Origin of the sequence: Haloferax namakaokahaiae, assembly GCF_042663225.1 — an archaeon.
In the GTDB taxonomy this organism is placed as follows: Archaea; Halobacteriota; Halobacteria; order Halobacteriales; family Haloferacaceae; genus Haloferax; species Haloferax namakaokahaiae.
Window position 1 is genome coordinate 41,705 of the sequence record NZ_JBHTAA010000005.1, and the last position, 13,980, is coordinate 55,684.

The window sequence follows — 13,980 nt, forward strand, 5'->3', positions numbered from 1 at the left end:
ACTGAAAGCCGTCTTCTTGACGTCTATTCTCACATTCACTCGGCGATTAACACCACATTATCTGCTAACACAGCGCCGATGGAACGACGATGGCGACGGGGCCGCCCCCCGCGCTCAAATCGTGATGGCGCGTGCGAGCAGTTCGATGGGATGCGGTGGTTCGTCGCTCGCGCCGGGCATCGCTTCGAGTTGTGACCGACAGGAGGCACCCGGTGCGACGACGGTGTCGCCGGGACTCGCCTCGACCTGGTCGTAGAGGATGTTCCCGATGGCTTTCGACATCGAGTAGTGTTCGGCCTCGTAGCCGAACGACCCCGACATGCCGCAACACGTCGAATCTAAGGGGTCTACTTCGTAGCCAGCGCGGCGAAGCACGCCGACCGCGTGGTGGTCTTTCTTCGTCGCCTTCTGGTGACAGTGGCCGTGATACGTCAGGTGGTCCTCTCGCGGTGCGAAGGTGAGTCCCTCGTCCAGTCTGAACGTGTCGAAGTACTCCATGATGCCGTAGGTGTTCGACGCCACCGCGACTACGTCGTCGCCGGAGAGTAAGTCGAGGTAGTCGGATTGGAACATCACCGCGTCGGAGGGTTCGCAGACGACCACGTCCCACCCCTCGTTGACGTAGGCGGCGAGGGCTTCGACGTTCTGTTTCGCGTCGTTTCGGGCCTTTTCGAGGAAGCCCTTCGAGTGTGGCGCACGACCCGACCCGGTCACACCCGACGGAACCCGAACGTGGACGTTCGCGGCTTCGAGGGCGACGACGGCGGCTTTCCCCACTTCCGGGTGGTTGTAGTTCGTGTAGGTGTCGGGGAACAACAGCACGTTCCGGTCGGCTTGGCCTTCGGGAATCTGCGCGCCCTCTCGCGTGTTGAACCACTCGACGAAGCTCATCGCCTCGAACGTCGGGAGCGAGCGCTCTTTGGCGATACCGATGGTCTTCTCCATGAGCGTTCGCGCGCCGGGAACCTTCGTCAACAGGTTCGTCGCAGGCGCGAGCGCCGACCCGAGTTTCGACACCGTCTCGATGTTGGCGAACATCCGGTCGCGCATGGTCGCGCCGTTTCGCTTGTGGTACTCGAACATCACCTCGGCTTTCAGCTTCGCCATATCGACGCCGCTCGGGCAGTCCTTGGCACAGCCCTTACACCCGACACAGAGGTCCATCACCTCGTGGACGAACTCGTCTTCGAACAGTTCGTCTTCCGGCAGGCCGCCGCTCATGGCCTGTCGGAGCATGTTCGCCCGCCCGCGAGTCGATTGAATCTCCTCTTCTGCGGCCCGGAACGTCGGGCACATGACGCCGCCGACGGTCGATTGCTGGCCGCGACAGCCGGCACAGCCGTGACAGAGTTCGACCATTCCCTGAAAGCCGTTCTCGTTGGGCCATCGCATCGCGGGGTCGAACCCGGTGTCGAACTCGTAATCCGGCGAGAACCGGAGGTGCTCGGTCATGTCGTGGTCGCCGCAGATGTTCCCCGGATTGAGCAACCAGTCGGGGTCGAACGCCGTCTTCAGGTCGCGGAACACCTGCCAGAGGTGGTCGCCGTACAGCTTCCGATTCCACTGGGTTCGCGCCCGGCCGTCGCCGTGTTCGCCGGAGACCGACCCGCCGTACTTCACGACGAGGTCTGTCACCTCGTCGGCGATGGCTTCGAACGTCTCGACGCCCGAGACGGTCTTCGTGTTCACGAGCGGGCGGATGTGAAGGACGCCGGGACCGGCGTGGGCGTAGTACGACGCGAAGGTGTCGTAGCTGTCGAGGATGTCCTGGAACTCCGCGACGAAATCCGGGAGGTTGGGCGCGGGAATCGCGGTGTCTTCGATGTACGCGATGTGCTTGTCGTCGCTCGTCCGCGAGAGGAGAATCGGCAGGCCCGACTTGCGCATCTTCCAGAACTTCGCGCGTGTGTCGGCGTCGTGGGCTTCCATGAACGCGCTGGCGAGGCGCTCGTCGTCGGTCACCGAATCCGCGCCCGCCGAGGGAGCGAACTCGGTTCCCGCGCTGTCGCGTGCGCGGTCGGCGATGAGGTCGGCGACTTTCTGTCTCCCGTCGTCGTCGCTCTCGGCGTAGAACTCCACGAGGAGCACCGAGTCGGTCCCCTCGGGGAGCATCCCGACCACGTCCGAGAACTCGGGCGTCTCGCGCGCGAGGTCCAACAACACGTCGTCCATCACCTCGACGGCGGCGGGTTCGTGTTCGAGGATGGGTGCGACGTCGCGCATCGCGTCCAGCACGTCGTCGTAGGTGAGGAGGGCGACGGACTTCGTGTTCGGAATCGGCGTCAGCGAGACGGTGGCCTCGGTGACGATGCCGAGCGTTCCTTCGCTCCCCGCCAGCAACCGCGCGAGGTTGACGTGGCCCGCCTCCCACGACTCGTCGATGCCGGTGTCGTCGGGCGTCCGACGCTCGCCGCGCATCTCCTCGACGAGCATGTCGAGGTTGTACCCCGAGACGTTTCGCTTGAGGTCCGGGTAGCGCGCCGAAATCTCGTCGGCCTCCTCGTCGAGAATCTGGGCGACTTTCGCGTAGATTCGCTGTTCGAGCGTGCCGTTCTCGTCGCCCTGCGCTCGCAGTTCGTCAACTGAAACCTCGCCGAACGTCGTCACCGTCCCGTCCGCGAGGACGACTTCCAGTTCTTCGATGTAGTAGTCCGTCTTGCCGTACTTCAGCGAGTGCGCGCCCGTCGAGTTGTTGCCGATTGCGCCGCCGAGTGCCGACCGGTCGGCCCACGCCGGGTCGGGAGCGAACTTCAGGCCGTGCGGGGCGAGTCGCTCGTTCAACTCGCCGAGTTTGACGCCCGCTTGTGCGGTCACCGTCGCCGCGTCGGTATCGACGTTTTCGACGCCGGTCATGTAGCGAGCGAAGTCGAGGACCACCGCTTCGTTCACCGTCTGCCCGGCGAGACTCGTGCCGCCGCCGCGAGGGAGGACCGGAATCTCGCGTTCGGCGCAGTACTCCATCACCGCGGCGACGTCGGCGGTCGAGGTCGGCATGACGACGCCGATTGGCAGTCGCTCGTAGGCGGAGGCGTCGGTCGCATAGAGCGTTCTCGTGTAGGTATCGAAGCGGACGTCGCCATCGACGAGGCGTTCGAGGTCCTCGACCAGTGCCGGTCTGGCCACCTCGTCGTTGACGTAGTCGTAGTTACCCGCAGCGGCGGGGTCGGAGGGTGCGTCGTGCGGATGGGATGCCATAGGGTCTTGGGTGTTGGTTGTGTGTCAACTACTAAAGCCACCGGGGTCGGGGAGAAATTCGACCACGGCCGGCGTTTTCTCACGAGTCTGTCATCACCCGAAGAACGAATACGTGAACCCTGCAATTGATTCGCATGGTAACTGGTACGGTCACGACGTTCGAGGCGTCGCTCGACCGACTCGACGTCGGGTGGACACACACCTCGCCCGACGAGTTCGACTCCGTCCTCTCCGAGGTCTGTGACGACCCGGTCGTCGGTGTCTCGCTCCCCTTCGAGAGTCTCGACCTCCCGTCGTGGGTCAACACCCGACCGACGCCGGCCGACCTCCGCGAGGCGCGAACTGGTGTCACGGCCGCCGGCATCGCCATCGCGGATTACGGAAGCGTCGTGATTCAGGCGACTCCAGACGGTGCCGAACCGGTGAGCCTGTTCGGGGACACCCACATCGCCGTCGTCCGCGAGTCGGACATCCTTCCCGACATGCCCGCGGCGTTCTCGTGGCTCGCCGAAGAGTTCCAATCGACGCCTTCGTCAGCGATTATCGCCACCGGTCCGAGCGCGACCGCCGACATGGGCGAACTCGTCAGGGGTGCCCACGGTCCCAAAGACGTGCACGTGGTGATTCTCGATGAGTAAGTCGAGAACGTCGAAGGCGGCGAAGATTCGGCACCTCATGGAGACGGAAGGGTCGTCGGTCGCCGAAAACACGCGCGGCTTCAACGCCGGGCGCTACGAGTCCGTCCAGACGTTGGACGACTACGAGGGACTCAAAGCCGAGGCGCGAGCGATGAAGGAAGACGCGATAGAGCGCCTGCCCGAACTCATCGACCAGCTCCGAGAGTCGGTCGAATCCAACGGTGGCACGCTCTACATCGCCGACGACGCGGCCGACGCGAATCGCTATATTCGGGAGGTGAGCGAAGACAAAGCGGCCGAACGCGTCGTCAAATCGAAGTCGATGACCTCCGAGGAAATCGAGGTCAACGACGCGCTCGAAGCCGCGGGCATCGAAGTCGTCGAAACCGACCTCGGCGAGTGGGTCTTGCAGGTCGCCGACGAGTCGCCCTCGCACATCGTCGCGCCCGCGATTCACAAGTCGCGGGAGGCGATTGCCGACCTCTTCAATCGGACGTTCGACCCTGACGAACCCCTCGAAACCGCCGAGGAACTCACCACGTTCGCCCGCGAGCGACTGGGCGAACTCATCGAGGGCGCGGACGTGGGCATGACCGGCGCGAACTTCGTCACCGCCGATACCGGCACGCTCGCGCTCGTCACCTCCGAAGGCAACGCCCGAAAGACGGCCGTCGTCCCCGACACCCACATCGCCGTCGCGGGCGTCGAAAAGGTCGTTCCGAGCGTCGAAGACCTCCAGCCGTTTATCGAACTCATCGGCAAGTCGGGAACCGGTCAGGACATCACCTCCTACATCTCGTTGCTGACGCCGCCAGTCGAATCGCCGACGGTCGATTTCGACGACCCGGACACGCCGATTGCCGAGAGCGAGACCGACCGCGACTTCCACCTCGTGCTCATCGACAACGGCCGGATGGCGATGCGCGAAGACGACCAACTCCGGGAGACGCTCTACTGCATTCGCTGTTCTGCCTGCTCGAACGTCTGCGCCAACTTCCAGCAGGTCGGCGGTCACGCCTTCGGCGGCGAGACCTACTCGGGAGGAATCGGTACCGGGTGGGAGGCGGGCGTCGAAGGACTCGACTCCGCGGCCGAGTTCAACGACCTCTGTACCGGGTGTAGCCGGTGTACCACCGCCTGCCCGGTCAACATCGACATCCCGTGGATAAACACGGTCGTCCGCGACCGAATCAACTGCGAGGAACACACCGAGTTCGACTGGCTCGTGGAGGGTCTCACTCCGGACGATGAACCCGGCGGCGTGAGCCTCCAGAAACGCTTCTTCGGCAACTTCGAGGCCGTCGCAAAAGTCGGGTCGGCGCTCGCCCCGGTCTCGAATTGGATTGCGGGAACCTCGGTCCCCCGGTCGGTCATGGAACGAACCTTGGGAATCGACTCCCGTCGCCAGTTGCCCGAATTCCGGCGCGAGACGTTCCGCGCGTGGTTCGAGAGACGCGATTCGAGCGTCGAAAACCCGACTCGAACCGCCGTCGTCTACCCCGACCTCTACACGAATCACGTGCAGGTCGAACGCGGCAAAGCGGCGGTTCGAACGCTCGAAGCCCTCGGCGTCGAGGTGGTCGTCCCCGACGTTCGCTCGTCGGGTCGCGCACCGCTCTCGCAGGGCATGATTGCGACCGCCGATGACCACGCCCACGACGTGTATGCCGGTCTCGCCGAACACATCGACGCCGGCCACGACATCGTCGTCATCGAACCTTCCGACCTCGCCATGTTCGAGGGCGAGTACGAGAAGTTCCTCCCCGAGAAGTCTTTCGAGCGACTCTCGTCGAACGCCTACGAGGTGCTGGAGTACGTCTTCGGACTGCTCTCGAACGGTGCGGATGCGACTGCGTTGCGGGCGGGCGACGGCGACGAAGTCGCCTACCACAGCCACTGCCAACAGCGAACGCTCGGTCTCGAAGGTTACACCGAAGCGGTGCTCGCGGACCTCGGCTACGACGTGGTGACTTCGCATGTGGAGTGCTGCGGGATGGCCGGGTCGTTCGGGTACAAGTCCGAGTACTACGGACTGAGCATGGCCGTCGGCGACGACTTACGAGACCAATTTCAGACGGCCGAAACGAGGCATCGAACCGTCGTCGCCAGCGGCACGTCGTGTCTCGAACAACTCGACGCGCTCCTCGCTCGTCCCTCGAAACACCCGGTTCAGCTCATCTCGCCGCCGAGCTAACGAGTTTCGTGTCTCACCGGCGACTCGTGTCCGACGCCCGTCTGCCGGGCGTCCGTCTCGCTTCCCATCTCCTACGAACTATTAAGACCCGGCACACCATGTTCCGGATATGAACGGGACGCCCGAAGAGATTACCACGCTCGTCGGCCGTGAGGTCTACTCGAACAACGGCATGTTCGTCGGAGAGGTCGAAGACGTTCGTCTCAACCTCGACCACGAAGCGGTCACGGGACTCGCACTTACGGCACTCAACACGGAACTGTTCGGCAACCAGATCGAACCCGGAAAGGGAGTACTCATCCCGTATCGCTGGGTCCGCGCGGTCGGCGACGTCATCCTCATCAACGACGTTATCGAACGCCTGAAGAACCCAGAAGAGAGCGAAGAGTCGGCCGTCGTCTAATTTCCGTTTCCGCTTTCGCCGCTTTCGACACCCATCGCCCTGAACAGCTTTCGCTTTACCGCTTCCTCGGTGAGTTGTAAGAGCGTATCGCGGTTGTCGTCGTTCGATTCGATGCCCGTGAAGATACCGAGCGGAATCTCGACGGAGCCTTGGGTGGAGTGGCCGCCGGCCTCGCCGATGCCCTTGAACGCGTCACTCAGAATCTTCCCGATGTTCATTCGGATGTCCTTCGAGCGCGCGGCGAGGTAGATGGTATCGTCGGCGATGCCGAAGACGGCCGTCGTCGTGATTCCTTCGAGGTTGAGCAGGTGTTGTGCGGCTTGGCTGAGCGCGTCGCGGTCGCGGATAAAGCCCGCGTTCGAGACGAGGTGCGACCCCTGTACGTCTCGGTTCTGGATGGCTTCGGCGAGCACGTCCAGCGTCTCGGGCGACATCGAGGGCGATTCGACCTTTTCGAGGGTGTCGTGGTCGGCGAAGGGATAGAGGTACGCCGCCGCGGTCAGGTCGGCGGGCGTCGTATCGCGCTTGAAGTCGAGCGTCTCGGCGCGAATCCCGTACAGGAGCGCGGTAGCGACTTCCTGCGACGGACTGAGGTTGAACTCCTGGATGTACTTCGTGACGATCGTCGAAGTCGAAGAGACGTTCGGCCGCACGTCGGTGAACTCGGCGTCGATTCCCTCGTCGGGTTCGAAGTGGTCCACGAAGATGGTCACGTCCGCCCCGCCGAGGTCCGGCATCCCGGACTTCATGTGGTCCACGAGCGCGACTGCGCCGTACTCGGTGAGCGGTTTCGCCTCGCTCCGTGGGGTGAGTTCGATACCGAGGATGTTGACGAACGCTCGGTTCTCCTGATGACCCATGTCGCCGGAGTAGAGGATGTCGGCGTCCACGTCGTACTCGCGGGCGATTGCCTGCAAGGCGACGGCAGAGGCCAGCGAGTCGGGGTCCGGGTTGTCGTGGGTGAGGATTGCCAGTCCGTGGTCCGTCTCTCGAAGGAGGTCGCCGAGTTGTCGGGCCTTGTACTCTAACTCACCGGATTCGACGCTTCGGAGCGCCGAATCGGCGATGACCTCAGACGGGTTGATGACGACGTCTGCGCCCAATTCCGTCAGTTCGTCTTCGGAGACGGGGTCCGAGGCGCGGACGACGATGAACTGGTCGTCGCTCCGTTCTCGAATCGTCGAGACGGCGGCCTTGTTGGCCTCCACGTCCGACGAGAGGATGAGAATCACGTCTCTGTTCGCCACGGCGTCTGCGACTTCCGGGTCGCGGATGTCCGTCGTCTGTGCGTTCAGGTCTTGGTCACGCAGGGCTTCGACCCGACTCTCGTCTTTGTCGAGGATGACGACGTCTTTGCCGCCGTCGGTCAGGTCCTCGGCGACTGCGTGGCCGACGCTACCACAACCGAGAATCGCGTACGTAGACATCGACGAAATACTGACCCCTGCACTCATCGTTGATAGTTATCCGGTCGGCCGACACTTAACACACCCGCTTACCGCCGCACGGCACGTGTGTCGGTCACTCGCGCCCCCGCTCAAAAAGGAAAGTCATTTTACCTACCACCAGTTACGAGAAGTTGCAAGGGCCGGTAGCTCAGTTAGGCAGAGCGTCTGACTCTTAATCAGACGGTCGCGTGTTCAAATCGCGTCCGGCCCACTTCCTTCCATCCTTCGGACACTTCTCGTTCGGAGAGCGGTCGCTGCGTCTTCATCCACACGAGAAACTACCGCGATTCATCGACCTTTCGAACCGATTGCCGACGAAGTCTGAACAACGTGTTTTACTGCCATTCGACCGCGGTTCCGTTTCGAACCCACGCAGCTATCGAGATTCCGACCAGCACAATCAGCGGAATCACGAGCAGTTGCATCGCCAGTTCGATACCCGCATCTGAGATGACGAACCCCAGTATCGCTGGGACGCCCGCGATTCCGAGCGTCGAAACCACCAAACTGAGACTGTTGATGGGTGCGCTGTGCTCCGGTGCGGCCCCTATCGAGTACGCCAACAGCGTGGGAAACTGCCCCGAGAGCGAGAAGCCAATCCCGAACAGGCCGACCAGCACGCCCACGCCGGACGCGACGAAGAACGTGTAGACGGTCGAGAGCAAACAAAGCACCGCGAGTCCGGCGATGAGGCGGACGGACCCGATTCGATTCGACAGCGCCCCGGCCGCGAAGCGTCCGGGTATGTACGCGACCAACAGCACGCTCAGTGAAGCGGTCACGAACGAAGCGGGCACGCGCCCCTCGGCGAACGTCGTCAGCCACGTGAAGAGCGCTCCCTCGACGCCCGTCGTCATGAGGATGCCCGCAATCATCACGAAGACTTCCGGCCGTCGCCCCACGCGCTTGAGTTCGTCGAGCGTGAGCGGGTCGTCGCCGTCTCCGTCGATACTCGGCGTGGGGAGCCACCACACCAGCAGCACGACCGGGAGAAACGCGACGCCGAGCGTGTAGTAGGCGTAGCGCCAGTCGCCGAGCCACAGTGCGGCGGTTACGATGAGCGGGCCAATCGTCGCCCCGACGGCCCACATCGCGTCGTAGTAACTGAACCACTTGCCGCGGTCACCGGAGTGGAGGTGGCTCAACAGCGGTCGGTCGGTTCCCCGGCCCACGCCCCCGAACGACCCCCGCGCGAACAGCGCGGCGATAAAGAAGGCAAAGGAGGGAGTAAAGCCCACGACGAACACGCTCGCACCGGTTCCGGCGATGCCGAAGAGGATGAGACGGCGCGTGTTGACCCGGCCGGCGATGGCTCCGGTGAGTGCCACGAAGACGAGAAAGCCAATCGTTCCCGCGGGCGCGACGAGACCCAGCAGCCAATCGGGCGTTCCGAACGACTCGCGGAGGACTGGCACGACAGACCCACGCATCTGGAGGCTGGCACCTTCGAGCGCGACGTACGCGAAAATCACGAGCGTCCACCACCGCCTCGTGTCGGCTGTCGCGGTGCGAACCGAGTCGTGGGTGTGTTCCATTAGGTGTCCCCTCCCGTGCGCGACTGAAAGAGGTTCTCGAATCGGCAGTAGTGAGGCGGTGTCGTTCGGGATTCACACACCGCTCGAACCGTCCGCTTTCCAGACAGTCGGTGGTACTTATACACACGCACGAAGACAGTCTAGTATGCCTCAGTCGGACCGAACGGAACTCATCCTCTTCAGTATCACCGCGTTCGTCGCTATCGTGATGGGACTGGCGATGGGTGTCAACGGACGCGTCGATACGGGGAAGATTGTGACTTCGTTGACGCCCGATTCGGCGGCCCTCCTCGACGGGGCGGTGGTCGGTGCGGCGCTCTTGCTCGTGCTGTTTTTCGGCTTCGTCGTCGGCGCGAAGGTGCTGTTCAGACGGGCGAACTGAGGCCGACCGCGACTCTCTGTCCTGTTTCGAAACGGCTTTTCGGGGAATAGCCGCATCACCGGTATGGACCGGTCCCGCCTCAGATTTTGGGCGCTCTATTTCACTCGCTTCGCCGGCGGGTTCGGATTTATCACGCTCATCACGCTCCTCCCGAAGTACATCAACGAACTCGACCCGCAAGCGGTCGTCCTCCCGCAACTCGCCATCGGCGGCCTCGTAGTGGGCGGTCTCACGCTCTCGAAGGGTTTCGTCATCGGGATGTACACCACCGGGTTCACCCTCGCCCAAACCGTCGCCGTCGTCCCGCTCGCGTGGGCGGGCGACAGATACGATAAACGCCTCGTCCTCGCCGGAACCGTCGCGCTCGGCGCGCTCGTCTACGCCGCGTTCCCGCTCGTCGATTCCAGTCTCTCGTTCATCTTCGCCCGCGCGGCACAGGGTATCGCCGTCACCGGAGCGGGTCTCATGTCGCTCGCACTCGTCGGCGAACTCGCCCGCGACGGCACGCGCGCGAACCACATCGGAAAGGCCAACGCCGCCCGATTCGGTGCCTCGATTCTCGGCAGTCTGACCGCCGGAATCCTCTACGACACGCTGGGATTCACGCCGATTTTCGTCATCATCGTCGCCCTCCTCTCGGTCGCAACCGTCGCCATCTGGGTGTTGCTCCCGCCGGACGAGACGACGATTCACGGCTTTCCCTTCACGAATCTCGCGCTCAACGAGCGCATCATGACGATTGCCACCTTCCGGGTTCAGTACGCCGTCGCGGTGACGCTCGTCAGGACGTGGGTGCCGATTTACGCCGGCGTCTCCGCGGCGTCGGGCGGACTCGCCTACAGCGGTATCGCCGTCGCGGCGACGGTCATCGCCGAGAAGTTCACCAACATGCTCTTTCAGCCGCACACCGGCCGCATCTCGGACCGCTCGGGTCGCGCGCTGTTCGTCTTCTTCGGCGGCGGACTTTACGGTCTCATCGCGCTCGCCGTTCCCTTCTCGCCCGCCATCGGTGAAGCACTCGCCCTGCCCGCTCGGTTCCCGATTCTCGGACCGCTCTCGCCGGCGTTCCTCCCGCTTCTCGCGCTCTCTGCCCTGCTCGGTATCGCAGACAGTTTCCGCGAACCCGCGAGTATGGCACTCTTCGCCGACGAAGGAACCGGCGGTGCGGGCGTCGCCAGCAGTTTCGGCATCCGCGAACTTCTCTGGCGGCCCGGAAGCGTCGCCGCACCCCTCCTCGGCGGCTATCTGATGGCCGACGTCGGTATGGAGTGGGTGTTCTACATCGGCGGTGGCGCCGCGATTACGGGCGTTCTCACGTTCTTGGCCGTGCTCGTGTACTCCAACGGGAGCGGCGCCCTGACCGAATGGTAGGATAACTGGTCGCTATCGAAGGACGACTATTCTCGCCAGCCGATATATGTCAAGTTTACATTAGTTGAGTTCCTACTGTTGTCAAATGGCCGTCCAGAATCGCCCAGTAAGTCAGATATCGGCGAATATCACTCGAAAACAAACTCAGAACAAAGGATAAGAATAATGACTGGTCCCGCTCTCGAACCCCTCCGTGTCACCCTCCTCCTCGACGAAGAGTACGTCGAACAGTGGCAGTACAATGCGTTGGCGTCGTTGGTCGAAGAACCGGCGATCGAAATCACGCACGTCGTCATCAACAGCGAGGTTCGCGTCCTCTCACCCGAGCGAACGCGAGCGATGTTCGTTCGTGACGCCATCTCACAACTCCGGCGATACCCGCTCTGGTCGCTCGTGGGTATCGCTCGGACGCTCAGACCTGCCCCCACGCACACACGCCCGGTTCACATCAGTTCACTCGACGGCGTTTCGAGCGCGACGCGAATCGACTGTCACCCCACCAGGGTAGATACCTACTGGAACGTCCTCCCTGACGGCGTCGTCGATGAGATTGGGACCACCGATGTCGCTATCCGATTCGGCTTTGGGATGCTCAAGGGCGACGTTCTCTCGGCACCGACCTACGGCGTTCTCAGCTATCACCTCGGTGACGTTCGAACCTACCGCGGTCAGGTCGGCGGCTTCTACGAATTCATCAACGACGAAGACGAGATGGGAATCACACTGCAGCGTCTCACCGAAACCCTCGACGGCGGGGAGATAGTCGAACTCGAAACGATAGACATCAGCGGGCTGGAGACGTGGCAAGAGATTCGACAGCAAGCCTGTTACACGGCAGAGCGAATGCTCTTGCCCGGTGTGCGGACGGTCACCGACCCGAATGCGGAGGTCACAGCGCCCGACGAACTCGGGACGTTGTACAAAATTCCGAAGGGACGAGACGTCGTCAGCTATCTCGTCAAGAACTCCCGCGGCCGCTTCCGAAGGTTCGTCGCCTCGCGTGAACCCACGCCGACGTACTGAGTGGTGGGACACGTTTTGATGGCGGCGCATCGGAGGTACGCCCATGGCTCTCCTATCGGTGCGTGGCCAGTAACTCGTCGAATCGTCCCTTTCCAGACCGCACCTGAGAATAGTCGAACGTGAAGACTTCGTGCGTACACGTCCCCGACCAATCGGTTTCGACTATCGCCGCTACGAGCGAGTCGAAATCCAGCCTACCGAGACCGAGTAGAGCGAATAGCACAATTTGATATAGCATCATTTGATTTATTTGTCTCACACTGCCCATTCTCGCCCGGGCTAGGGTCAATATCGTGTCACTCGTAACACACTGCATGGACTACCTCCGAACGCCCGCTGTGCACCGACTACTCACGGCTCCGGTCGGTCGCGTATTCACGTCACGCATTTTCGAATCGTACAAGGCGCGTTCGCTCCCCGCGGATTTCGGCGTCACCCGTGCCCGCGCCGCGGCGGATGTCGCACTCGGGTCGGGTCCGAACACCTATTTGAAGGAGGTCGGCGCTCCGCCCGCCCCGAGTCTCGACCGACGAATCACACACGCCCTCGCGCAGTACGCCGACATCCGCGAAGCGTACGACGCGACGATGGCCAAGTGGAACGACGTGTTCTGGGAGGACTACGAATCGCTTCCGGACGAGCGTGTCGCCCTCGAACGCGAGCGACGGGAGTGCGCACACCAGCACGCCAAACCGACCGACGTGTTCGGATTCCTCACGAGTGAGCACTACGTTCCGCCGGTGAAGTTCGAGACGCCCGACGCCGAGACTGCCCGCACGCGCTGGCGTCACGAACTCGCCGAACCCGAGCGCCTCTACGGATTCTCCGAGATGCGAACCGCCGAGCAGGTCCCGCGCGTCGAGCGCTCTGCGACGGTTCGCGGGCCGAATACGACCGAGTACGTGCTTCGATTTCCCTCACCTGCGGCCCACCTCGGTGATATGGCGACGGCGCGCGTGTACGAACCGGCCGACGGGGACGACTCGTTGCCGACGCTCGTCTATCACTCTGGTTGGGGGTCGCTCAACGACCAAGGCACGTACTGGCCCGAGGAGGAAGCACTCGGACGGACCCTCTCACCCCGGGGTTTCCGCGTCATTCTCCCCGATGCACCGTGGCACGGCCGCCGCGAGCGACCCGGATTCTATAGCGGCGAACCCTACATCGCCCGCGTGCCCGAGGGCATGTTCACGCTCTATGCGGGCGCGGCGCTCGAAACTGCGGTCCTCACTGACTGGGCGCGAACGGAAGGCGCACCGGCAGTCGGCGTCGGCGGAACCAGCCTCGGCGGGACGATTGCACTCCACGTCGCTGGCTGGTGCGACTACTGGCCCGAATCCATGCGTCCAGACCGACTCTTCGTCGTGGGAGCACCGGGTTCGATTACCCAGACCATCCCTTCGAGCGACCTTACGCCGATGCTCGGACTCGATAGCGCGCTCGACGTCGCCGGATGGAACGGCGAGGCGCTTCGGGAGTTCGCGCCGCTTCTCAACCCACCGTCTGAGCCGGCGCTGGACCCCTCGAAAATCTTCACGTTCAGCGGCCGACGAGACCGGATGGCTCCCTTTGCGACGACGCGAACGCTCATCGAACAGTGGGGCGTCCCAGCTCGCAATCAGGTCGAATGGAACTGCGGGCACTTCGGCGTCCTCTCGAACATGATTCGAACTGGCGGTGTCCAGCGGAAAATCAGGCGACAACTCGACGATGCGAGTCGAGAAAAGGAGCGAATCGCGGCATAGACAGCGCCAGTCGCAGCCGACGCAGCGTCGCGGAACTCCCCGAGTG

Annotated in this window: 10 protein-coding genes and 1 tRNA gene; 8 read left to right on the forward strand and 3 right to left on the reverse strand. The window is 63.1% G+C overall.

Annotated elements, in window-relative coordinates:
* Window positions 1-114 precede the first annotated feature (114 nt).
* A complete protein-coding gene (locus ACFQJC_RS07640) occupies window positions 115-3,195 on the reverse strand; it encodes an FAD-binding and (Fe-S)-binding domain-containing protein (RefSeq protein ID WP_390222727.1) in 3,081 nt (1,026 codons plus the stop codon).
* Between the two features lie 134 nt (window positions 3,196-3,329).
* On the opposite strand from ACFQJC_RS07640, the gene ACFQJC_RS07645 reads away from it, so the two are divergent.
* The 3 genes from ACFQJC_RS07645 (at window position 3,330) to ACFQJC_RS07655 (ending at window position 6,430) form a co-directional block, all read left to right on the forward strand.
* A complete protein-coding gene (locus ACFQJC_RS07645) occupies window positions 3,330-3,833 on the forward strand; it encodes an LUD domain-containing protein (protein WP_390222728.1) in 504 nt (167 codons plus the stop codon).
* Window positions 3,826-6,027 carry an LUD domain-containing protein gene (locus ACFQJC_RS07650; RefSeq protein ID WP_390222729.1) on the forward strand — a complete coding sequence of 734 codons (2,202 nt, stop codon included), beginning with the start codon at window positions 3,826-3,828 and terminating at the stop codon, window positions 6,025-6,027. Before ACFQJC_RS07645 ends, ACFQJC_RS07650 begins: the two co-directional genes overlap by 8 nt.
* Before the next feature lie 109 nt (window positions 6,028-6,136).
* Window positions 6,137-6,430 carry a PRC-barrel domain-containing protein gene (locus tag ACFQJC_RS07655; protein ID WP_390222730.1) on the forward strand — a complete coding sequence of 98 codons (294 nt, stop codon included), beginning with the start codon at window positions 6,137-6,139 and terminating at the stop codon, window positions 6,428-6,430.
* Here the strand turns inward: ACFQJC_RS07655 and ACFQJC_RS07660 are convergent.
* Complete coding sequence (locus ACFQJC_RS07660) at window positions 6,427-7,884, reverse strand: DHH family phosphoesterase (RefSeq protein ID WP_390222731.1); 1,458 nt, start codon at window positions 7,882-7,884, stop codon at window positions 6,427-6,429. The two genes, ACFQJC_RS07655 and ACFQJC_RS07660, sit on opposite strands and share 4 nt — an antisense overlap.
* A 131-nt stretch (window positions 7,885-8,015) precedes the next feature.
* Between ACFQJC_RS07660 and ACFQJC_RS07665 the strand changes: the two genes are divergently transcribed.
* Window positions 8,016-8,089: transfer RNA gene (locus ACFQJC_RS07665), tRNA-Lys, on the forward strand.
* A 124-nt stretch (window positions 8,090-8,213) separates the two neighbouring features.
* Here ACFQJC_RS07665 and ACFQJC_RS07670 read toward each other — a convergent pair.
* Window positions 8,214-9,413 carry an MFS transporter gene (locus ACFQJC_RS07670; RefSeq protein WP_390222732.1) on the reverse strand — a complete coding sequence of 400 codons (1,200 nt, stop codon included), beginning with the start codon at window positions 9,411-9,413 and terminating at the stop codon, window positions 8,214-8,216.
* 145 nt (window positions 9,414-9,558) lie between these two features.
* On the opposite strand from ACFQJC_RS07670, the gene ACFQJC_RS07675 reads away from it, so the two are divergent.
* From ACFQJC_RS07675 to ACFQJC_RS07690, 4 genes are all read left to right on the forward strand, one after another.
* On the forward strand, window positions 9,559-9,795 hold the full coding sequence (locus tag ACFQJC_RS07675; RefSeq protein ID WP_390222733.1) for a hypothetical protein: 237 nt from the start codon (window positions 9,559-9,561) through the stop codon (window positions 9,793-9,795).
* A gap of 63 nt (window positions 9,796-9,858) precedes the next feature.
* Entirely contained in the window at window positions 9,859-11,166 is a 1,308-nt protein-coding gene (locus ACFQJC_RS07680) for an MFS transporter (protein ID WP_390222734.1), read from the forward strand.
* Window positions 11,167-11,331: 165 nt separating this feature from the next.
* Window positions 11,332-12,189, forward strand: coding sequence for a formyl transferase (locus ACFQJC_RS07685; protein ID WP_390222735.1), 858 nt, complete (start codon window positions 11,332-11,334; stop codon window positions 12,187-12,189).
* Window positions 12,190-12,503: 314 nt separating this feature from the next.
* Window positions 12,504-13,934, forward strand: coding sequence for an alpha/beta fold hydrolase (locus ACFQJC_RS07690; RefSeq protein WP_390222736.1), 1,431 nt, complete (start codon window positions 12,504-12,506; stop codon window positions 13,932-13,934).
* Window positions 13,935-13,980: the final 46 nt, after the last annotated feature.